Annotated in this window: 16 protein-coding genes and 1 pseudogene; 13 read left to right on the top strand and 4 right to left on the bottom strand. The window is 48.4% G+C overall.

Features of this window, described 5'->3' with window-relative positions:
• Positions 1–195 precede the first annotated feature (195 nt).
• Positions 196–612 carry a VOC family protein gene (locus ACJJIJ_RS16290; protein ID WP_226642070.1) on the bottom strand — a complete coding sequence of 139 codons (417 nt, stop codon included), beginning with the start codon at positions 610–612 and terminating at the stop codon, positions 196–198.
• Positions 613–1,539: 927 nt separating this feature from the next.
• Between ACJJIJ_RS16290 and ACJJIJ_RS16295 the strand changes: the two genes are divergently transcribed.
• The 8 genes from ACJJIJ_RS16295 to ACJJIJ_RS16330 all read left to right on the top strand — a co-directional run bounded on the left by ACJJIJ_RS16295 (position 1,540) and on the right by ACJJIJ_RS16330 (position 11,094).
• Positions 1,540–2,325, top strand: a complete 786-nt coding sequence (locus tag ACJJIJ_RS16295; protein WP_252083608.1) for an outer membrane protein OmpK — start codon at positions 1,540–1,542, stop codon at positions 2,323–2,325.
• Position 2,326: 1 nt separating this feature from the next.
• Positions 2,327–3,688, top strand: a complete 1,362-nt coding sequence (locus tag ACJJIJ_RS16300) for an NCS2 family permease (RefSeq protein ID WP_444937906.1) — start codon at positions 2,327–2,329, stop codon at positions 3,686–3,688.
• An 11-nt stretch (positions 3,689–3,699) separates the two neighbouring features.
• Entirely contained in the window at positions 3,700–4,263 is a 564-nt protein-coding gene (locus ACJJIJ_RS16305; protein ID WP_252083610.1) for a phosphoribosyltransferase, read from the top strand.
• Between the two features lie 335 nt (positions 4,264–4,598).
• Positions 4,599–5,939 (top strand): omega-aminotransferase AptA, encoded by a 1,341-nt coding sequence (aptA, locus tag ACJJIJ_RS16310; RefSeq protein ID WP_252083611.1) that lies wholly within the window; start codon positions 4,599–4,601, stop codon positions 5,937–5,939.
• Positions 5,940–6,203: 264 nt separating this feature from the next.
• On the top strand, positions 6,204–8,897 hold the full coding sequence (gene pepN, locus ACJJIJ_RS16315; protein ID WP_444937907.1) for an aminopeptidase N: 2,694 nt from the start codon (positions 6,204–6,206) through the stop codon (positions 8,895–8,897).
• A 222-nt stretch (positions 8,898–9,119) separates the two neighbouring features.
• Positions 9,120–9,587, top strand: a complete 468-nt coding sequence (locus ACJJIJ_RS16320) for a GNAT family N-acetyltransferase (protein WP_252083613.1) — start codon at positions 9,120–9,122, stop codon at positions 9,585–9,587.
• A gap of 39 nt (positions 9,588–9,626) precedes the next feature.
• Complete coding sequence (locus ACJJIJ_RS16325; RefSeq protein ID WP_444937908.1) at positions 9,627–10,679, top strand: Kelch repeat-containing protein; 1,053 nt, start codon at positions 9,627–9,629, stop codon at positions 10,677–10,679.
• 40 nt (positions 10,680–10,719) lie between these two features.
• Positions 10,720–11,094 (top strand): RidA family protein, encoded by a 375-nt coding sequence (locus ACJJIJ_RS16330; protein ID WP_252083615.1) that lies wholly within the window; start codon positions 10,720–10,722, stop codon positions 11,092–11,094.
• 17 nt (positions 11,095–11,111) lie between these two features.
• Here ACJJIJ_RS16330 and ACJJIJ_RS16335 read toward each other — a convergent pair whose 3' ends face one another.
• Complete coding sequence (locus tag ACJJIJ_RS16335) at positions 11,112–13,277, bottom strand: MltF family protein (RefSeq protein ID WP_252083616.1); 2,166 nt, start codon at positions 13,275–13,277, stop codon at positions 11,112–11,114.
• 394 nt (positions 13,278–13,671) lie between these two features.
• Positions 13,672–15,174 carry a hypothetical protein gene (locus ACJJIJ_RS16340; RefSeq protein WP_444883016.1) on the bottom strand — a complete coding sequence of 501 codons (1,503 nt, stop codon included), beginning with the start codon at positions 15,172–15,174 and terminating at the stop codon, positions 13,672–13,674.
• Positions 15,175–15,501: 327 nt separating this feature from the next.
• Here ACJJIJ_RS16340 and ACJJIJ_RS16345 point away from each other — a divergent pair, with 327 nt between their 5' ends.
• Together ACJJIJ_RS16345 and ACJJIJ_RS16350 are read left to right on the top strand one after the other, a co-directional pair.
• Positions 15,502–17,052 (top strand): CocE/NonD family hydrolase, encoded by a 1,551-nt coding sequence (locus ACJJIJ_RS16345; protein WP_252083618.1) that lies wholly within the window; start codon positions 15,502–15,504, stop codon positions 17,050–17,052.
• Between the two features lie 142 nt (positions 17,053–17,194).
• Positions 17,195–19,930: a M1 family metallopeptidase gene (locus tag ACJJIJ_RS16350; RefSeq protein ID WP_252083619.1), complete on the top strand. Its 2,736-nt coding sequence runs from the start codon at positions 17,195–17,197 to the stop codon at positions 19,928–19,930.
• A gap of 128 nt (positions 19,931–20,058) precedes the next feature.
• On the opposite strand, the gene ACJJIJ_RS16355 is transcribed toward ACJJIJ_RS16350, so the two are convergent.
• Positions 20,059–20,640, bottom strand: coding sequence for an HdeD family acid-resistance protein (locus tag ACJJIJ_RS16355; protein WP_252083620.1), 582 nt, complete (start codon positions 20,638–20,640; stop codon positions 20,059–20,061).
• Positions 20,641–20,907: 267 nt separating this feature from the next.
• On the opposite strand from ACJJIJ_RS16355, the gene ACJJIJ_RS16360 reads away from it, so the two are divergent.
• The 3 genes and pseudogenes from ACJJIJ_RS16360 to ACJJIJ_RS16370 form a co-directional block, all read left to right on the top strand.
• Positions 20,908–21,204, top strand: a complete 297-nt coding sequence (locus tag ACJJIJ_RS16360; protein ID WP_252083621.1) for a helix-turn-helix domain-containing protein — start codon at positions 20,908–20,910, stop codon at positions 21,202–21,204.
• Between the two features lie 706 nt (positions 21,205–21,910).
• Entirely contained in the window at positions 21,911–22,360 is a 450-nt protein-coding gene (locus ACJJIJ_RS16365) for a transposase (protein WP_353505425.1), read from the top strand.
• Positions 22,261–22,689, top strand: a pseudogene (locus ACJJIJ_RS16370) (IS5 family transposase); the annotation flags it as partial. The gene ACJJIJ_RS16365 and the pseudogene ACJJIJ_RS16370, both read left to right, overlap by 100 nt.
• Between the last annotated feature and the right edge of the window lie 123 nt (positions 22,690–22,812).

Genomic DNA, 22,812 nt, shown 5'->3' on the forward strand with positions numbered 1-22,812 from the left:
CGCAACCATCAACTCTTCAGGCAGTACTTTCACTTATAAGATAGTTTTCAAAAACAGCTAAACAATAAAGGCAGGGAAAGAAAGGAAAAAAATAATAGGAGGTAAAAAATTTAAATTAACCCAAGATACAATACAAAAGACCATACGTATGGTACCTCGGGCTAACTCAATGTGTGCTAACTGTGGTCCATAGCGCTATTTAAACATCAGCTCTGGATTCACCATAGTTTTCATTTCCAGCACATTACCGTTCGGATCTTCGATAAAGAAGGTTTCCTGTTCGTACTCACTGCCAACGAAGCGACGATATGGCTTATCCAAGTACTCCAGGCCAGCAGCTTCGATACGAGCTTTCAGGGCTTGGAATTCATCATCCGGCAGGTGAATACCGAAATGGGGAACAGCTACCGCTCCCATATCAACCTTATGGCGTACGTTCGGCAGCTTCTCTTCACTCTGATGCAAAGTAAGTTCATTGCCCCAGAAATCGATATCTACCCAGCGCCCTTCTTCACTGTTTCCAGTTTTACAGCCAAAAACGCCACAGTAAAATTTCTTGGCTACCTCAAGATCCCCTGCGGGGATTGCAAGGTGCAAGCAATTGGATTTCATAAAACCTCCCACTCCCGGCCGCTCTTCTTCATCCCGCTGATTGACATATAATCACAAGCCAACACCCTGGGGGATAGATTTCTCAAGCAACCAATTGGTACATACGGGGTATAGCGACCCCAATTTATTATTTACGCCACCAGGGCCGATCAAGGGCTTCCCAGATGACATCCGGATAACAAGGCAGCTGCCAGAGCCCCGAGAGACACATATTGCACCTATTTATAGGGCGGTTCGTGAGTCTCTCCCACTAAGTGCTCAAAAAAACAACAACAGGCGTAATCAGGTCACTACTAACCGGCAAGCCTTGAAATATCCTCCTAATTGAGTGCGGTACTTTAACACATGTGTTGCTGTGAAGAACTGACTCTGATTAATAACGAAGTTACTCACAAGTCACTCCTTCATCAGGGCTCACTATTAAAAGAAAGCCTTACATAGAATCTGCACGATGCACCTCAATGGTGCATGCTAGTAGGATGACCCGTGCACAAGGTGTACTCAGCTCCGCTTAATACAGTTCCCTCCAGGTCTTTCCACAACGCTTTGCCTTACAAACTCTTGCAGCTTATTAGTGCTCCCTGTACAACCTGGCGCCCTATTTGCAGGCAGCAAGTAATGGTCCACAACCTTTCCTTATTAAAAGTATCGGTTCAACGTAACCAAAAATCAGGCCAGCCCTTCAATAGGCCTTTTTCCCGGATGTAGGCTTACCCAACCGCTAAAAGGTATTTAGTTTTTATTTTTAAAAATTTATTAGTACTTCATTGCTTTAAGGCTGCTCACCTAGAGGCTATTGCTGAAAAAAAATACTGGAAAACACTCGGTAAACTCGGGTATATTCCGCGACTATTTTTTAACCAACTGCCGACCCAAGTGTCGGCCGCCAGTGCGGTTTCCGCCTGTCGCTGTAACAGAGGTAATACAATGAAACCAACCAAGCCCCTGCTACTACTGGCCTCCGGGCTGTTGTCTGTAGCTGCCCAAGCAGAAATGACTTGGAGCGATAACAGCCTCAGCCTGTTGTATGGCCGCGACTATGAAATGAACTACAGCCTGACCACCGATGATTCAGAGCGCTCTGTAGTGACCTTTGAACACGCCAGTGGCCACAGCTGGGGAGACCTGTTTATCTTTGCCGACTATCTGCATTCAGAAGATGGTTCAAAGGAGCTCTATTCAGAAATTTCTCCGCGTCTGAGCCTGGGGAAGCTCAGCGATCGTGAACTGGCTTGGGGGCCGGTAACCGACGTATTAGTGGCAACCACTGTAGAGCTGGGCAATATGGATGACCCCGATCACCTCACAGCCACAGGCCCGCATTTCACCAACGTTCTGACAGGTCTCGGTTTCGACCTTGCAGTTCCGGGTTTTTCCTTTGTCCAAGTAAACGCCTACCGCCGCGATAACGATGACAAGGCCAGCAACGAGCAGCTGACCCTGGTTTGGGCGATGCCATTTGCCCTGGGCGACGCCAGCTTCGTATACGATGGCTTTATCGATTGGACCAGCGCCTCCGAAGATGCACACCCAAGCATGAACTTTACCTCCCAACTCAAGTGGGATGTGGGCGCCAATTGGGGTGAGCCGAAAGCCCTGTATGCCGGTATTGAATACGTACATTGGAATGACAAATTTGGGTTCAAAGATGGAACCTTTAATACCGACTCCAACGAGCGCAATGTTAACCTGCTAGTAAAGTACCACTTCTGATATGAAACCCTCTGATATCCAAACATCAGCGACCCCAGGGTCTGGTATTCCCCAGGCGGGCGGCGACGCCTCTTTATTGGAAAAGCTGTTCAAGCTGTCTGAGCGTCAGACAAATGTTCGCCGGGAAGTGATTGCCGGTGTAACCACTTTCCTGACCATGGCTTACATCATTTTTGTAAACCCCAACATCCTGGCGGCGGCTGGTATGGATAAGGGCGCCGTGTTTATGGCGACCTGTCTTGCTGCTGCGATCGGCTGTCTAATTATGGGGCTGTACGCCAACTACCCCATCGCACTGGCGCCGGGAATGGGCCTCAACGCCTTCTTCGCCTATGTAGTGGTGGGCGAAATGGGCTATAGCTGGCAGGTTGCCCTGGGTGCAGTGTTTATATCAGGGGTAGTGTTCCTACTGCTTAGTATCTTTAAGTTGCGGGAATGGATAATCGACAGTATTCCCACCTCCCTGAGGCAGTCCCTGGCAGCCGGTATTGGACTGTTCCTGGCGATTATCGCCCTGAAGAGCTCAGGGATCGTGGTTGCCAGCCCCGCCACCCTGGTGACCCTGGGGGACCTTAAGTCTGTTGAAGCTATGCTGGCTGCTCTGGGCTTCTTTATTATTGTGGCTTTGTCCTACCGCCGTATGCTCGGCTCGGTAATGATTGGCATTCTCGCAGTTACCGTTATTGCACTGGCTATTGGTAAAGTAGAGTTCACCGGCCTGGTCTCCACACCACCGAGCCTGGCGCCCACCTACCTCGAACTGGATATCGCCGGGGCATTTGAAGTGGGTATGATCAGTGTAATCTTCGCCTTCCTGTTCGTAGACCTGTTCGATACTGCCGGCACTCTGCTGAGTGTCTCCGACCGCGCCAAGCTTCTCGATGAAAACGGTAAGTTGCCGGGCATGGGCAAAGCCCTGATGGCAGACAGCTCCGCTTCTGTAGTCGGTTCTGTTCTGGGTTCGTCCACCACTACTTGTTACGTTGAGAGCACCGCGGGTATTACCGCAGGCGGACGCACCGGTCTGACTGCAGTGGTCTGCGCTGGCCTGTTCTTGCTGGCCACCTTCTTTTCCCCGCTGATCGGGATGATTCCCGCTTATGCGACTGCCGGAGCTCTGCTGTATGTCGGCGTCCTGATGACCTCCGGTCTGTCTTCCATCGACTGGGATGACATCACCGAAGCCGCTCCGGCGGTGATTGCGGCAGTAATGATGCCGTTATCATTCTCTATCGCTCACGGTATTGCTCTGGGCTTTATTGCCTACGCAGTCATCAAAACACTGAGCGGGCGCAGTAAAGACGTCAGCATCAGTGTCTACGTGTTAGCGGCTCTCTTTATTGCCAAGTTCGCCTTTTTCTGAGGGGTACACAGATGAAAAAGCATTTTATCAGCGCACAGCAACTGCTGATTGATTCCTACGCGCTTGCCGAACAAATCTATCAGAGCGGCTTCCGCCCTAATTACATCGTTGGTGTATGGCGTGGCGGCGCTCCGGTAGGTATCGCGGTACAAGAATTGCTTCATGTGATGGGTGTGGATGCGGACCATATCGCAATCCGAACTTCCTCCTACCTCGGTATCGGCGAGCGCGACAAGAAAGTCCGAGTGCATGGCCTGAACTATCTGATTAAGCGCCTTGAGTCCCACGACTCCCTACTGATCGTTGACGATGTGCACGATTCCGGCCTTAGTATTGAACAAACAATTGAAGACCTGCGCGCAGCCTGTAAAAAGAACACGCCAGAGATTCGTATCGCAACGCCTTACTACAAGCCGAAAAACAACAAAGCGAAGCGCGAGCCGGATTACTTTATCCACAAGACTGAAGAGTGGCTGGTATTCCCTCATGAGATCGACGGCCTCACTCGGGAAGAAATCCTGGAGAACAAGCCTGAACTCGCCCCTTACGTTGACCGGATTGCTACCGCAGTCTGATCCTCTTTGTTACCGGGGACTCAAGTCCCCGGAACTTCCCCTTCTTTATCGTTGAGTTGTCAGTATCCTTACGACTCCTCTCGCTCCACCTCTTCCGGTCTAAAAACTACGCTAGAACCGATAAGCTACAATCAAGCCCCATACTTCAAACCTTTCTCAAAAGCCCCCACTTATGCAACTAAAGTTAGTTTTAGGCAATTTATTAAATAGAAAAGTTGGTCCAGAATTGGGAGGGCCTTAAATAAATTCACAATGTAGCTTTAGGGCTTCAAGTGGTAACAACGAACTATTTAAAGATTGTCTAAGATAACTGTCCCAATTGTCGGAAAATAAAAATGAACGACAAGCTCGCAGGGCTCAGCCAAACACAACTCGATGCACACTGGATGCCCTACACCGGTAACCGGCAGTTCAAACGAGACCCACGAATGATTACAGCCGCTGATGGGTGCTATTTCACCAGTGCTGATGGTCGCCAGATATTCGATGGCCTTTCAGGCCTGTGGACCTGTGGCGCGGGTCATAATCGAAAAGAAATCGCCAAAGCCATTAACCAGCAGTTGGAGACTCTAGACTTCGCCCCCTCCTTTCAGTTTGGCCACCCCGGCTCCTTCAAGTTGGCGGAACGAATCACTCGCTTAATGCCGGAGGGCCTCAATCGGGTATTTTTCACCAATTCCGGCTCTGAAGCAGTGGAGACCTCGCTGAAGATTGCCCGTGCCTATTGGCGCAAAAGAGGACTGGCCAGCAAGACCAAACTGATTGGTCGAAGTAAGGGATATCACGGAGTGAATTTTGGTGGAGTTAGTGTCGGCGGCATCGGAGCCAACCGAGCCATCTATGGTCCGGCACTCTCCACCGCTCACCTTCCCCATACACTACTGCCGGAAAATCGCTTTAGTCGCGGACAGCCTGAATATGGGGCACACCTTGCCGAATCACTATTAGAAATTATTGAGCTACACGATGCTAGCAATATTGCCGCTGTCATCGTTGAGCCAATGGCTGGCTCCGCGGGTATTTTACCCCCACCAGAAGGCTACCTACAGCGACTTAGAGATATTTGCGAGCAACACCAAATCTTACTGATTTTCGACGAAGTAATCACCGCATTTGGCAGACTGGGCACTGCCACAGGTGCAGAGCTTTTTGGCGTAGTTCCAGATATTATCAACATCGCCAAGCAACTCACTAACGGAGTCATCCCCATGGGAGCCACGGTGGTGCAGCAAACGATCTATGAGACGTTTATGCAGCAAGGAGGAGCCGACTACCAGTTGGAGCTGCCCCATGGATACACTTATTCAGCACACCCAGTAGCCTGTGCAGCAGCACTTGCTACCTTAGAACTTCTAGAGAGAGATAACCTTTTCAAGCACTCAGCAGAGCTTGCCTATCTTCTGGAAGAATATATACATCAGCTGAGCAACTTGCCTCTGGTTTACGATATCCGCAACTGTGGCCTAGCCGCTGCGCTAACGATTGAGAGAGCCCCAGGGGAGCCCTTATTACACCCATTCCGCATTGCTTTAAAGATGTGGGAGAAAGGCTTTTATGTTCGCTATAGCGGAGACACCATTCAATTGGGCATGCCATTTATTACACGCCGTGAAGAGATTGATGGACTGGTAAACGCCCTCGCTGAGTCTGTTCTTGAAGTTGCTAACGGTCAATAGCGTTTTTATTCTGTTAGCGGCTTCCCCCATTGCTAAACAGCAATTCACCCCATAAGAACAACCCCTTAACGCTCAAGCCCTGTTAATAAAATAATCCCGAATCTACATGGGATATAATTTTGAAGACTAACCCACTTTAACCGCTTTTTATTTGGGCCATTTCATCTATTTATTGTATAGCACCAATAGTAAGATTCTCGGTGCATAAATTGCGGACAAATATAGAATCATAGCAATAACAACTAACCGATCGGTGAGACCACCATGATCAATCAAACCAAGATTAAAAGATTAAGACTTATTACCACTCTCTTGTGCAGTATCATGTTCGCTGCCTGTGAGCAAAACCCAGGTAGTACAGAAGCCGCACAAACTTCTACAACAAAACCTGTAACAAGAGCGGAGATCGCGGGGCTATCTGAGAAATATGCAAAGCTGAGAAAACAGCAAATTGCAGAGGTAGATTACCAACTGAGTATTCATCTTGATCGCAACGGAGACAGTTTTTCCGGCACAGTTGTAACTGAAATTGAATTCAACAAACCCTTACAACAGCCTCTAACTGTCGATTTCTCTGGAGGTACTGTTGAAACTGTACAGGTGGATAACCAAAAGACTCCTTTCAGTTACAATGGACATTTTATTCGTATTGATAATACACAGCTACCCAATAAGAAGCATACAATTACAATAAATTATCGACATCCTTATTCAAATAATGGGTCGGGCCTATACCGATTTAAAGACGCTGTAGATGGTAGAGTCTATTTATACACTGATTTTCAACCCTATGACGCCAACCGCCTTTTTCCACATTTTGACCAACCGAACCTTAAAGCTCGCTATACACTAGATGTCACAGCGCCAAAAGAGTGGATAGTAATCAGTGCGGAGCGGGAACATAGAGTAGAGCACGAGGGTGAAATAAAGCATTGGTTTTTTCCACAAACTCCAAAGTTCTCATCCTACATATTCTCATTACACGCCGGACCCTACCATATTTGGGAGGATAACGCCAAAGGTATCCCTCTACGCCTGATGGCCCGCCAGAGCCTGGCACAATATGTTAAAACCGAAGACTGGTTTACCTTCACCAAGCAGTCCTTTGCATTTTTCCAACCCTATTTTGGAATAGATTACCCCTTTAATAAGTATGATCAGATCCTGGTACCCGACTTCAATGCCGGTGCCATGGAAAATGTGGGGGCAGTCACTTTTAATGATGCCTACGTATCTCGTGGAGAAAAAACCCAGGCCCAGCGTATGCGCTTGGCCAATGTTATTGCTCACGAATTGGCACATCAGTGGTTTGGCAATCTAGTGACCATGAACTGGTGGGACGATCTTTGGCTAAATGAAAGTTTTGCCACTTATATGGCCAACCTATCTTTAGCAGAGAACAGTGAATTTTCCAATGCCTGGGAAAATTTTTATCTTGGTACTAAACAGTGGGCTTATTACTCCGATCAAAGGCCCACTACTCATGCCATCCAGCTACCAGTAAAAAATACCGAAGAAGCTTTTAGCAATTTTGATGGTATTACCTACGGCAAAGGGGGCTCTATACTCAAACAATTACCCTATTTCCTCGGTAAAGAAAAATTTCGTCAAGGTGTTAGCAGTTACCTGAAAGAGTTTTCTTACAAAAACTCTACACTTGATGATTTTATTAATCATCTGGGCAAGGCCGCCAGCATCAATCTGGAGGAATGGCAACAACAATGGCTTTATCAAGCCGGTCTTAACACTATTGAAGCAAGTTTCGAATGTGAAAATGATCGGATTACCGGCCTTAGTCTGACACAGACAGCTCTAGATGATTACCCGACGCTACGCGAACAACGCACTCAGCTCGGTTTCTATCGCATAAATGAAGGGGTTATGAAACGTTATGCCACCCTGCCGGTAATTTATAGCGGTGAATTAACCAAAGTAGAGAGCGCTAAAGGGTTATCCTGCCCTCAAATTCTCTATCCTAACGAGGAAGATTGGGCTTTTGCCAAGGTAACTCTTGACTCAATCACCCTGAAAAATATAGCTCAATACCTCCATGCCATTGAAAATCCTTTCACCCGTCTTATGCTGTGGCAAAGCCTATTCGACAGCGCCTATGATGCAAAGCTCCCCCTTGATGAATACATCAGTTTTATTATTAATAATGGTGTCGCCGAACAAGATATCAGTGCTATTCGACTCAATGCGCGCTATTTAAATTATGTCCATAGTTATCTAAACCAAGTTCCTATTGATCAACAGCGCCGTAGTAAAATTCTAAAAACCATGGAGGATTTTGTGTGGGAGCGGCTACAGCAGGCACCTGCAGGCAGCGATCAACAAAAGACTTGGTTTGAGCTATTTACCGAAATAGCTCATTCGAACAGCGCGCTTAACAATGCCAAACTATTACTGATGGGTGAACTCTCAGTTAAAGGACTGATCTTAGATCCGGATATGCGCTGGGATTTAATTCACCTGCAAAATCGCTATTTATATTCTGATTATGAACAAGCTATTGTCCGTGAACTAAGCAAAGATAGCTCAGACAGATCAAAACTGAATGCCATTGCTGCCGAAGTAGTAAGACCTTTACCAGAAATCAAACAAAAATGGTTAGAAAACCTAATTCAGCACAGGGATAACTTCAAGTTAAGTGAACTGCGCAAGGCCTCTTATTCTCTATTTAAAGATGAACAAATCTCCCTATTTAATAATAACAGCGAAAAAATCCTTTACGCACTGGAGCAAATTAATAATGAGGATTCCTCAGAGCTAATCAGTAGCTACACCAATATTTTTCCCCTAATGTGCTCAGATGAGGGCGCTCAAAAAATAAGCACGACCCTTGAAGAAAACCCTCAATTTAAGCCCACACTGGTTAAAGCATTAAAAAATCACCTCTACACCAGTGAACGATGCATCAAAATGGGGCAAGCTTTACTCATCAAGAATAATGGATAATATCGGATTCTATTTTTATAGATGACCTGTAGAGCGCACAAAAAAATAAAAGAATCAATACCACAAGAATATTTAAGGGCCACTGGGCCCTTATTTATTGATCTCGCCTTCCAATGGATAAATACATATAAATCAATGAAAACAATTACTACCCAACATAATTGAGATCTGCATAAATCAAACTTCACTGGCATCTATACTTAAAATAACTAAGGCATCTCTATGTATATAGCGGTTCAAAAAGACGACCTATCAGATGGTACCGTCGTAGAGTTATTGGCGCAGCACCTAAAAGAAATGCAACAGCACTCCCCCCCTGAAAGTGTGCACGCCCTCAAACCAGAAGAGTTAGTTGATCCTAAAATCACCTTCTGGAGCGCAAAGATCAATGGCGTTCTAGCAGGCTGTGGCGCCCTCAAGGAAGTCTCCTCTACTCTGGGAGAAATCAAGTCAATGAAAACCAGCCAATCTTTCCTACGCAAAGGTGTCGCTAAAGCAGTATTACAGGAGATAATAAATGAAGCCAGAAGACGGGGTTACAGTGAGGTAAAGCTTGAAACTGGTAACAGGTTAAATTTTGCTCCAGCAATAGCACTTTACTATCAAAATGGCTTTAAATCCTGCGGGCCATTTTCCAACTATAGAGAGGATCCACACAGTCTATTTTTTACAAAAAAACTTAGGCTGTAAGCAAGCTTTACCATTTAATTTAAGGGAAGATACAAACATATGCCTTACTCTAGAAGAGATTTTTTAAAAATTATCGGAGCGGCACCATTTATACTAGGTGGAATGGAGGGGAAAGCTGGAACATGGCAATCTGCCCATAAACCACAATTCATTAAACTACCAGACTTAAAAACAGCCGTTCAGGAAATATACCCCTCTGTATTCTTTGGAGAAATCTATATTTCAGGTGGTTTTATTCCATCATCTAATTCCATATTTTACGGTCTAGCCCCTACAGATCGCACCTATATATTCTCACCCCAAACCAAAACTTGGCGAGATGGTCCACCACTTCCAGAAGCTATACACCATCTAGGTATGGCTGCAAACTCCAAATATCTTTATGGCATTGGAGGTTTCAATGGAGTAAAAAATAATGCTTGGCAGGCCAAGGCTACTGTTTATAAGCTGTCCAACAGTGAAGATATCTGGACCTCTGGGCCCCGCTTGCCCGCTCCCATGGCCGAAAGCATCTATGCCAACACATCAAAAGGCATCCATGTTATCGGTGGAAAAACACCTAATGACCAACTTAAAAATAGCGATACGAAAAATCATTATATATTGATAGACAATGCCAACTGGGAAACTGCAGCTCCGGCGACTATCAGCCGAAATTCCGCAGCAGGTGCGGCATTAAACAATAGAATCTATGCTATTGGTGGGCGCCAAGCTAGCAATGGAAATAATAAGGCTAGGAATCTCTCCTACGCGGAAGTCTATGATCCCAGCTTGGACAAGTGGAATAAAATACGACCGCTACCCCAATCACTTGCCGGGCTAACTGCCACACTATTAAAGGGAAAGATAATAGTTACCGGTGGAGAAGCCTTTGGCCCCAACGGTTACTGGAAAACAGGCTCTGCATTTAACTCGATCTGGTCATACAACCCAATTAGTGATCAGTGGAGAAAAGAAATCTCTCTCCCTATGGCTCGCCATGGACACGGTGCTGTTACAATTAACGATTCCATTTATATTATTGGCGGAGCCGCTAAAGTTGGTCCACAAGAGACCTTAGCGTCGACTATAAAAATGAACTGGAAACCATAACCCCTAGATTTGTAATTTTCCGTATAAGCTTGGATTAATTATGCTTAAAAAAAGAGAATATCCCTTTCTACCGTCACAAAAAGGCCCTTATGTACATTCTGTTATCCATGAAAATACGCTCTACATTTCGGGCTTGACCGCACAGGAAACCACTTCTCAGAAAAAAGAATTTTTAGATCAAGCCCAAGAGGTACTCTCTCAGATAGATAATATCCTGGAATACGAGGGGCGGAACAAGTCTGATCTCATTAAGTTAACAATCTTCATAAAGGACATCGAACAGACCAGTAACCTGCGCAAAGCGTTATTTCAGTTTTATGACGGAAACTTGCCAGCCTGTTCACTAGTCGAAGTTTCTAATCTGATTCACCCTGACCTAAAACTAGAGATTGAGGCAATAGCGGCTATGGTATAAGGCCATCAGGGCTAGAATCACCATTCGCCTCCCCTAGGAGGCCCATTACGCTCTACACCGAGATAGCCTATATATCTATCCCGTATCTCCCGCACATACTTAACCGGCTCCCGACCCCGTACATAGCCAAAGCGACTCTGGCGATAGTATTCAGGCTTGGATAACAACAGCATGGCCTGTTCTACATGGCCAAACCATTGATTGGGATCTAATTCCATGCGCTGGGCAAGGGCTATAGCATCACGTACATGGCCATGGCCGGCATTATAAGCAGCCAAAGTAAAGTATATTTTTTGCTCCTGCGAAAGCATCTGTGGGAAGCGTTGATCCAGCCAATCTAGATAGGAGACTCCCGCACGGATGCCATTCTCAGGCTCATAAAGATTATCAACCCCTAATTGGCGAGCAGTACGCGGGAGCACCTGCATCAGACCTTGAGCCCCGGCAAAGGAACGGGCGCGGGGATTGAACTGGCTTTCTTGGTACATCTGAGCAACCACCATGCGCCAGTCACGATCCGTTTTATCCGTATATTTATGGACTATAGGATCGTAGGGTGAAAGTGAATCACTACTACTGCGCAGGCGATTTTCCTGATGGCGAAGAATACGCTTTTTCTCTTTAAAGTACTTATTGTAAGTAACATTAAAAAACAAATCGCGATCGTGTTTATTTAAAAAGTTATTTAATTTTCCCAGCAGTTGGCTTTGATCTGCACGCACAGCCCAGGCTATTTCTCTGACACTGGGCAATTCAGCCACCACCCTAAAATCATCGCGATAAGTGCTCTCGATCGCAACCAGATGAGAATCTGCAATCGTATAGGGAAATAACCCCTGAGCAACGGCATCGATTAAATATTCGGTTGTTGCACCTAGCTGCTCAGATATCTGAAGTGGGGCGATTCCCTGCTCCTGCTGCAATACCACCATCTCTGAGAGACTCTCACGGTAGCTGGTTTGCGGGTTTACAGCCACCATCTTTCCCGACAGCATTTGCTCTAAGGGCACATCTCCTTGCAGGGAGATATCTTTGCTGGGAGCAATCAGCTGTTCAGTCACCTCAAGGTAGGGGCGTGTAAAAACGAGCCCCTGCTTACGGCGCATCTCGGTAATCGTCAGTGACGAGGCGATCATATCGCCCATACCTGCCTGCAGGGCATCTGCTAAATCCATATCCGCATCGGGCACGACCATACTGAGGCGAAGCTTATGGTCACGAGCAAATTTTTTCAGCAGGTCATAGTCGAACCCCATCAATTCCCCACGCCAAATAAAGTAAGAAGCTGGATGATTACGGGTCAGTACTCGTAGAGTGCCATCCGCTAAAATACCCTTCCAATCCCGCATCATTTTATTGGAGTTTTGCCCGGCCAATACCAGTTCTGCAGTCAGGAATTCATTGAGCTCACGTCGTAGCTCTGTGGCATTGAGACGCACTGCCCAGGCAATATCTCTGCTGGATTCCAGCTGATCGCTGGCAGCGAGCTGCGGATAATCGGGCAAAAGCGCATCAGCCAAATTACTGTCCATCACGGTTGCCTGATACTTACCTGCGACAACAGCATCTAACAATGCGCTGTTTGCCACCGCACCATCCAGGAGCGTGACCTTATAGGCCTGATCTGTATCTTCACTCAAGGTTTCGGCATAGGCACTGCCACGGCGTACGGCTACCTCCTGTAGCGGGCTATTCAAATCACGAAGCGTAATTACTAGTTCATTCACCGTTTGTAGCGGCCGTGTGAACGCCACCTGCGAGCGTCTTTTGGCCGTGCGGGAAAAATTAGTGGCGATCACATCACCTCGGCCTTCTGCCAAAGCGGGGACCAAACCGGAAAAGTTATCCACATAAACCCACTGGGGCCTTAGGTTGCGGCTGTAGGCAAATTTCTCTGCAAGCTCCCGCCACTCTCCCTGCGGCAAGCCAGAACGCGGCAGGGCATCCTCCTCAGGGCCTCGGGTGGCAAGTAAGCGCAAGATGCCTCGCTCCTGTAAGGCGGGTAGGTCTCCGAGTTCCGGGTAGTTCGCAAAAACAATTTCAGGTTCTTTAGTGGGTTCAGCGACGACCTGTTGGGGTTCAACCTGCTGTGATTCTACTTGTTGCGAAGAGCGCTTTTCACAGCTTACTGAACACATAAGAGCGACAATCAGAAAAGTTATCGCGACTATTTTTTTATGCACAGTTCAACCTTATTTCAGCGAAATTGTTATTGTTATCCATCCACTTTTGGACTAACTAGCGAATTAGTGCAGCGTAGAGTATTACTGTCGCCGCAAGGCATCGGCGTCTATAGGTATTTAAAAACAAATTCTGACTTCTGTTCGATGTCTTTCAATAGTTAAAAAGCACCGGGTAAGGCGTCATCATTATAATGTTAGTAGTTAAGTAGTACTCCCCTTTATCAGGAAGAAACCCAACATCAGTAACAATAAGCCAAATCGTACCAGTTTTCCGCAGCCGCAATAAAAAAAGCCCGGCAAACCAAATTGCCGGGCAAATATACGTTGGCGACTATGGGTTGTCTCTTACATCAAGTGACAGCCCCTCTATTATTCTGTGAGCATCTTATTGTTATTAGCTGGATTTAGGCTTGCCCTGTAGCTCCGCCAATCTCATTTTTATTTGTCGGTTCTCCTCCTCATCCGGGAGTTCGAACATCAGCGGCTTTGCCACCCGGGCAAAGTATTCCGCATTTTTCTGTTGATAGAGTTCTTCTGCCAGCCACTGAGCAATATGGAGCTCCCGCGGTGCGCGCTTATAAGCTTCTTCAAGCTTGGATAGATATTCCTCACGGGGATAGCTCAACATTTCCATAGCCATGGCCAGACCAAACCAGTGAGAAGCATTCTGAGGCTCTTTATTCACCAGGTAGTCGAACTCTTCACGGGCCTTTTTCAGGCTGCGTAAATCGCGGGCATCGTTGGGCACCGTGGCCTGTTGATTCACCGTCAGCCAGGCGTGGGCACTCAGGTACCAGGGTTGCCGGCGATCCTTTTTTGGTACACTGGCAAGCAAATGACTAGCCTGCGGAAAATCCCCTATACGCAGATCCGCACTCGCCTTAATGGCAGCCAGCTCAGTGCTGTAGATCCCTGTATGGTAGGAATAGGTAATCAGATCGTCGAGGGCTTGTAGGTTGTAACCAGACTGGGCAATAAAGTTCGCCAGTACATTTACTGCTTCCCGCTTTTGCAGGCGCTTCACTCGAGGTGTTACCTCTTTAAAATCAGCAGGGATATCACCACTGACCACCTCATATTCCCCTGAGTCAAATGCGGCTACATATACTTTTTCAAGCTCTTTTACCGACATTCCCAGGGCTTTCTCCAGTGATTTCACCGGATCTGCACCATCATTGTAGTCTTTGACAAACTGCTTAAATTCTTCCGCCTTATCGCCCTCCATCATCAACCAGTGGGACAGCAACCAACCGCTGGCATAGATATCGGCTTTCTCCTCGGGGTCGGTATCGTACACCGTTGCACGCAGCAGCCGGTCGAGCGGCATCAAGCCGGCATACATCAGAGTCTGAGCGCGCTCCTGGGGAATTTCGCCCAGTTCATAACGTCCCTTTTTAGGGAAGGACATAGTCGCCATAAATTCGGCAAAGCCCTCGCTATACCAGTAGGGGAAATGCGTGGTATTGCCGTTATAGCTAAGGAAATGGGTATATTCGTGAAAGAGAAATTCACGGGCCTTAAGCTGTTTTTTTACACTGCGGCCATCCAGGTTCACCAGGGCATAACTGCCCTCGGCGGAGGTATCAAACAGGCCGTTGGTCATCTCCGCCAACTCAGCCCCAACCAGACCCGCATAGGTTTTGCGGTCCCCGGCTGCATAAATTGTGAGCTTAGGGACGCTGGGGTCTACCTCCAACAGCTCTATGGCCACGGCGCGATAGCGCTCCAGATCGGCCACCAGGGTTTTTACCGCTTTGGGATCGCCATCGGTAATAACCCGAAAGTTTTTACTGTCTACCTGATACCAGATCTCCTCGCCGAGATAGCGGGATGCAGCATTGGCAGACAGTGAGAAAACGAAAAAAAGTACTAAGAAAACAGCTGAGCGAGAAACCATAGTTCAGGCCACCGAGTCATTGTTGCCGAAGCCCTCCGTGGCCAAATCGTAGAAGCACACATTACCGGTTTTTATTGATCAAAAAAAGATCAATATGAATAAGAAATGAACTTTTTAGGCGATTTTTATGTGACCATCTGGACAAAGTGAATTTAAAAAAGTCGATATAAAAACCTAATGGGGGCAGCGACAAACTACGAGACAAGCGTCTCATTTTTTAATCAAGCAGCATACAAATACGCGGCCGGGTTCTATATATTGCGCTCCTGACCAATGTATTAATCATGGTCAAAAAATAAAAATAATTTACTTTGATGAGAGAAAAAAATGAAAACTACACCACTACTGGCGCTGCTTGGCGGCGCTATGATGTCAGCGCATGCCTGGTCGGCCCCTGAATATATTTCCGACCTGGATATTACCTCTTTCGACGGAACGGTACTCGATGCCAACCTGTTTGTGCCGGAAACCCCGGCACCAGCGGAGGGCTACCCTACCGTGATCTTCACCAACAGCTGGGGCTTGGAAAAACGCCAATACCACTTCCAGGCCAAGGAGCTGGCTGAAAATGGATACCTGGTTTTGAGTTACTCCACCCGCGGCTTTGGCCACTCAGGTGGACTGGTGGACGTGGCCGGAGAGAACAGCATTGCCGATGTGGGTGTGCTGATTGATTGGCTCGAATCCAATTACTCCGTGGGCAAACTGGGAATGGCTGGTATTTCTTATGGTGGCGGTATTTCCCTACTAAGCGCCGCGCAAGACTCCCGTATTGATGCGGTTGCTGCGCTGTCCGGCTGGGCCGATGTAGTTGAAGCGCTTTACCCTAATGAAACCGTTAACTTGGTCTGGGGTAGCTTACTTGTCACTACCGCCTTCGATAAAGAAGCTGAACTTGAGCAAGTCTGGGATGACCTGCGCAGCGGCCAAAACATGGAGCAAGTTATAGAGTTCGGCGCCAAACGCTCGGCAATAAGCTATGTCGATCAACTAAATGAAAATGGCACTGCAGTACTAGTATCGAATAACTTTGCCGATTATCTTTTCAAGCCCAACAGCATGACAGACTTTTTCTCCCTACTTGAGGGGCCCAAGAAGCTGATGCTAAACCCTGGTACCCACGCCATTACCGAGACACTCTCTGGCAACGATGGACACATTTGGTCTACCAGCTTCCGCTGGTTCGATCACCACCTGAAGGGCAAAGACAACGGAATCAACCGCGAACCTAAAGTGGACATGACCGTGCGTATCAGCAACAAGCTGGAGCACTATGAGGACTACCCGGTAACCCAAGAGAGCACCACCTGGTATCTACAACCACGCTTTACCATGTTCAATAGCGGCAGTATGGAGAGCGGTAAATATGATGGCTGGAGCTGGAGTAATGAATTCCACGGGGGCTGGGATACCTTTGCTGGTACCGGTATCCCATTGGTTTCCGATGCCTTAGAAGGTTTCGGCATTCCGGTGTACGCACCTATGATGGCAATCAACGGTTACTATGCCATCGAATACAAGTCACCAAGGCAGTCTGAGACCCTGAAAGTCCGCGGCGCACCAAAGCTAGAGATGTGGATCGAGCCCAGTAAGAGCGAGGTTCAAATGAATGTACATCTCTACGATGTCAATTTCTTTGGCCTTGGCCGCCTGATCACCCACGCACCAATTACTGTGCGCACTGAACAGCCAGGTAAGAAGCAAAAAGTGGAGGTTGAACTGTTCACCACCAGCTACGATGTGCCTGCCGGTCACCGAGTAGTTATGGCTATTGATACTCAAGGCCCTATTTACAAGAAGCCACAAGATACCAACTACACCATCACTGTGCCCTATAGCAGCAGCAAGGTTTCCAGTTTAACTGTCCCACACCTGTAAACTTTCACAGCCATCACCATGCCCGGCACTCAATCGCCGGGCATGGCATTCCCCCTGGATCTATCTCAACGCCCACAGCCCCACGTAATTTTCCGCCAAAGCGGTACAATGGCCTTTTTTTGGCCAAGTACCCCATCGCTCTATGAACAAGAAGATACCGCTCGCCCTGCTGAGCGCGGCGCTGTTATCAGTAACAGTCGCCGGGTGTAACCCGGCGGAAAAGGCCCCGCAGAAAATCGACCAGGAATCCAGCGCTCAAATGACAGCCCTGGATATCAGAGAAGCCCCTGAGGGCAAGCTTCCCCAAGGAGTAAAGCCCAGCGCCTACTACCTGGACCTGACTCTCGATCCTCGCAAAGATACTTTCAGTGGCCGTGTCGCTATCGACATTCAGCTGGACCAGGCCGGCAACCATATCTGGTTGCACGGCAAGAACCTGTCGGTAACCAAAGCCAATGCACAGTTGGCAGACGGGCGTGAAGTGACAGCCTCCTACCGAGAGTTCCTCGACAGCGGCGTCGCCATAGTGGAGTTCGACGAGTCGCTGCCGGCCGGCAGCTTCACCCTGCAGCTGGATTACGCCGCAGATTTCGATCGCAACCTAGCCGGCCTGTTTAAAGTGGAAGAGCAGGGCAATGCCTATGCCCTGGCCAAATCTGAGTCCATCCAGGCGCGTAAATACTTGCCGGGTTTCGATGAGCCCGGCCTCAAGGCGCCTTTCTCCATCAGCCTCACTGTGCCCGAGGGCTACGCCGCTATCAGTAATGGGCCGGAATTAAAACGCGAGACTGTGCCGGGCGGCATGGAGAAAGTGACTTTTGCCACCACTCCCCCCATGTCCACTTATCTGCTGTCCCTCTCGGTAGGCCCCTTCGATGTGGTTGAGCGCGCGGCTATTCCACCGAGTAAGTACCGCAAGGACCCTATCCCCCTGCGCGGTTTTGCGCGTCAGGGGCGCGGTGGCGATATGAATTACATCCTCGATATCACCCCCAAAATGGTGGAGACCTTCGAGAATCAACTGCAGCGCCCCTACCCCTTTAAAAAGCTCGATATTATCGCCGCGCCCCAGTGGCCCAGCGGTGCCACCGAGCTGTCTGCAGCCATCACTTATCGCGAACAACGCATTCTGGTGGGCGATAACCCCGCTCCCGGGGCGCGCCTGGCTCTGGTAGAGGTACACGCCCATGAGATCGCGCATATGTGGTTTGGCAATCAGGTGACTCCCCCCTGGTGGGACGACCTATGGCTAAAAGAGGGCTTCGCCACCTGGGGCGAACCACTGGCCCTGCGTATTATGGAACCCGAGGGCGGACACGACCTAAACGCCGCCACCTACGCAATCGGCGCTATGCAGTTGGACTCCCTCGCCAGCACCCGCGCCATTCGCGAGCCTGTTAGCGACAACAACAATATCCGCAACGCCTACGACTCCATCACCTATTCCAAGAGCCTGGGCGTTATCAATATGGTGGATAGCTACTTCGGCGCGGAGAAATTCCGTCCGGCCCTGGGCCGCTATCTGGAAACTTTTAACGGTGGTGAGGCAGACTCCCCTTCTTTCTACAAAGTGATCGGGAGGGAAACCAATACCCCGGAACTGACAGAAACTTTCCGCAGTTTTGTCGAGCAAAAAGGTGTACCGCAACTGGAGCTGACCCTGGACTGCAGTAATCCGGCCCAGGCCAAACTGCATGTCACCCAGAGCCGCTACAAACCCCTTGGCTCCCCTATTGCTACAACCGCACAGCAGTGGAGTATCCCCTTCTGCTTTAGCAGCGACAGCGGAACCCAGCAGTGTCAGATACTGACCGGTAAAGAAGAGACCTTGGAACTCGCTGCAGGCAGCTGCCCCAGCTGGGTAATGCCCAACGCACAGGGCAGCGGCTATTACCGCTGGAACCTGCCCGAGCCCCAGTGGCAGGCCCTTACCGAGCGCTTCACCCAGTTCGCCCCTACGGAGCAACTCTCGATTATCGACAGCGCCTTCGCTGCCTTCGAAGCCGGTAAGCTACCTGCTCCCCGCTTGCTCGACGTTGTGCGCCAGTCAGCGAAAGCAGACAAGCGCCAGGTAATTACCATGCCTCTGCGCTACCTGCGCAAGTATCGCGATAATTATCTCGACGATGCCGAGCGCTTGGCTTTCCTAAACTTTGCCCAGAACCTGTATCTGCCACTATTGAGCAACAGCGCGAGCAGCGAAGATGCCGACCAGCAAATGCTACACAGCGCCCTGCTCGGTTTTATGGCACTGGTGGCAGAAGACCCGGATACCCGCAAACAGTTAATGGAAAAGGCTACAGCCTTTACCGGCTTTAACACCGAGCGCGATCCCCAGGCATTGAACTCCGACCTGTACGAAGCCGCCCTGACCGTGGCTATCCAGGATGCCGGTGAGGACTTCCTCGCACACCTGATTCAAGTGCGCACCGAGCTGGATGATCCACGCTTTGAAAACGCCAGTGCCAACGCCATCGGCAGCAGTAATAGCCCCAAGCAAATAGAGACTATCCAAAAGTTAGCACTCAGCGAACAGATGGGTCCGCGGGAGTCTTTTGCGCTGATTCGCTACGCCCTGGCGCAGCCGCTGGTGCAGGAGCAACACTGGGCTTGGCTGCGCAATAATTTTGTCCAGGTTGTGGATAAAATCCCCGCGCAGATCCGCCGCCATACACCCGCATTTGCCAATGCCTTCTGCGATAAAAAACAATTGGATGAATTGCAGCAGCTATTCGCCCAGCACGGCAAGCTGACGCCCGGCTACCAGCGCAGCCTGGCGCAGACTGAAGAGCGTATTCAGTTGTGTATGGCATTGCAGGAAAAAGGCCAGTCGCTGATGGAGGCTCTACCAAAATCGGTAGAGCTGGCAAATAAATAAACCGCTATATTTTGTTATTTGTCCCGTACAGGGTGAGGAGATTTCCCCACCCCGTACACGCTAAGCCTTCCAATCAATAACCTGTGCAGACACCCGAATATTGCACCAGTACCCTTCGATAGTTTTTTTCAGCTCTCGCTTTTACTGTGCTTGCGCAAGCGGAATGCCAGCCAGATCATGGGCAGGCCAAAGATAATGGCATAAGCCCCGATTACCCATACCAGTGCCAGGGCTCCGGCTCCAGGGCTGACCAATATTGCCAGGCCAAAAATTACCGAGAGTACACCGATCGCAATCAACAACCACTCGTTGTCGATTTCCTTGCGCAGTCGGATCGCTCCAACAATTTCAAATATTCCCCGCACCAATGCCCAGGCACCGATAAAAATCACCAGTACCAAAGCGGTTACCTGGGGAAACATAAAAGTCACAATGCCCGCAGCCAGGCTGATCAGGCCGGACACAATCAGCCACCAAAGAGGAGTGCTCGCATGCCGCCCCATAACTGCCGCCACCAAAGAAAAAATACCATCGAGCAGGGCATAGATACCAAAGAGAAAAACCAGAGTGAGTAGTGACAACCCCGGCCAGATAAATGTCAGCACACCGAAGATTACCGCGATAACACCGCGCAACAGCAGTAACCACCAGTTGGCGGAGAGCACCTTCAATATGGGGCCGGCGGGGATAGGAGAAGTATCAGTGGACATAAGCAGTCCCCGGGTTACAGATCAGCATTGAGTGAAGCGCCAGGCTGTGAAGCCTTGCAGAGCCGAACATATTTTCCCTGGAACCAGCAAAAATAAGGGAGCGGCGGCCCACGGCCGCGACCAAATAGTCGACTCTGCAAAGACTATGATCGCGCCGCAGGCCGCTAATTTCAGTGTAGCCCTTAACGACAAATAGGCGCAGAAATCTTGTAAAAGTGAAGGCCAGGTAAGAAGCTGGCTTAGGCCCTTATTGGTTGATAGGGGAATATGGGTCGCTTCAACAGCCTCTGGACCTATCGCCGGATGAGCATCCAACAGAGACTTAGTAACCCGTGTCGTGAGCGCGAGCTGACCCAGCAACAGATGACCGACGCCATTGGGGTGCATGTCAATCAGATTCAGCGCTATGAAGCCGGGGCAACACAGCCTTCCCCGGAAGCGCTAAAGACGATTGCTGTCGCCATGAGTATCACCTTTGGCTCACTGGTACTCGATGAAAACGAGCGCGGACCGGACAAGCAGCTAAGGCTGCAATTTGAAGCTATCAACCAACTGCCAATGTAGGAGAAAGAGGTCGTTAAGGAGTTGCTGGAAGGAATGAGCATCCAATATCAATCCCGGTGCTGGGATACCAAGCGGCAGACCAGTTAAATAAAAAGCCCACCGGGATTATCAGTGGGACTTTTTCAAAGTTAATTATTTTCACTTTTTTTCATTAAGCGTAAAAAACGATTTGAAGACAGCGCACCTAAAAATAGAAATAATACCCATAAAAAATATCTATGACACAACTATAAAAATTTATCCCCACTTCATAAAAAAATAAATACTAGCCACTAACATTAATTACCAAAGTAAATATAGGTATCAGTAACCCAGCTAAAATTACATTATCCACCAGAGCACTTTAACAAAACTTGAAGATCTAAACGTTCCTCAAAATGGAGCCCCGTGCCATATAGACCACTCGATGCATTAATCACCCCTGACGAAGCCATCGAAGCAGCAGCCGTCGAAGACATAAAGTCGTATACATATTTGGGCACCTAATAAGCCATTAAAAAAACAATAACAGCTTCCCCCAAATAGACTTGGTTGCACCGATAGCTTCGAAGTTTTCGCAGTGGTAAAGGAAATCACCGCAACCTAAATGCCCGCAAGTTCTAAGCTCCATAGCATTTTACATAGATCGTGTAAGACACTAGAGGCTGTTTCATAACTTGAAATCGGTTATTCTCACGCAATTACATAGAAAAAAAGTTCAGCAATAGTGAGCCGATTCAAGTCAGAGTTAACCAATGATCAATGGAAATTGATCGAACCATGTCTTCCTGAATTAAAACGAGGAAAGGGAGGCCCAAAACCCATTGATAATCGGGCTTGTTTTGAAGGCATCCTGTGGGTTTTGCGTTCTGGAGCGCGATGGAAAGATCTTCCTTCACACTATCCATCACCGAGTACATGTTGGAGAAGGCTTCAGTTTTGGGAAGAGCAAGGAGCTTGGCTACATGCATGGAGAAGATTCCTGGAGCTATTGGATCAACAGTCTTTGCTTAACTGGGAGGAAGTCTTTTCTGATGGTAGCTTTGCACCAGCAAAAAAGGGGGCTTCGAAGTCGGGAAAACCAAGCGGGGCAAGGGTTCAAAGTGGATGGTGGTGGTCGATGGCGAAGGTATTCCACTGGGAGGCACCATTACTTCGGCCTCACCAGCAGAAGTAAAGTTATTACATCCATTGCTTGATGTTACGTATAAAAATACAAAGATTCATCGCTTAGTTTATGATAAAGCGGCGGACTCTGATCCTCTTAGAGATAGTCTGTTGAGTCGTGGAATCGACCTTATCTGTCCACACAGGATAAATAGGAAAAAAGCCTCAAGGCAGGATGGTAGAAAGCTCAGAAGGTATACTCGCCGTTGGAAAGTTGAGCGGACTTTTGCGTGGTTGGGAAATTACCGCCGTTTGGTTGTTAGATGGGAGCGATATTTGTCCACTTATCGTGCTTTTTTCTATATTGCATGCATGTTAATTACGTTAAATAAGTTATGAAACAGCTTCTAGGCAAAGTAAAAAATAAATTCATAAATTTTTATCCAGTTAGCACACAAGAACCACCACTCTTTATTTTCTCCAGCCAGCCCCATATGCACAGTATCTAATTCAGGAGGTTTG

It is taken from the genome of Microbulbifer mixtoriginis (SeqCode) (assembly GCF_052467945.1).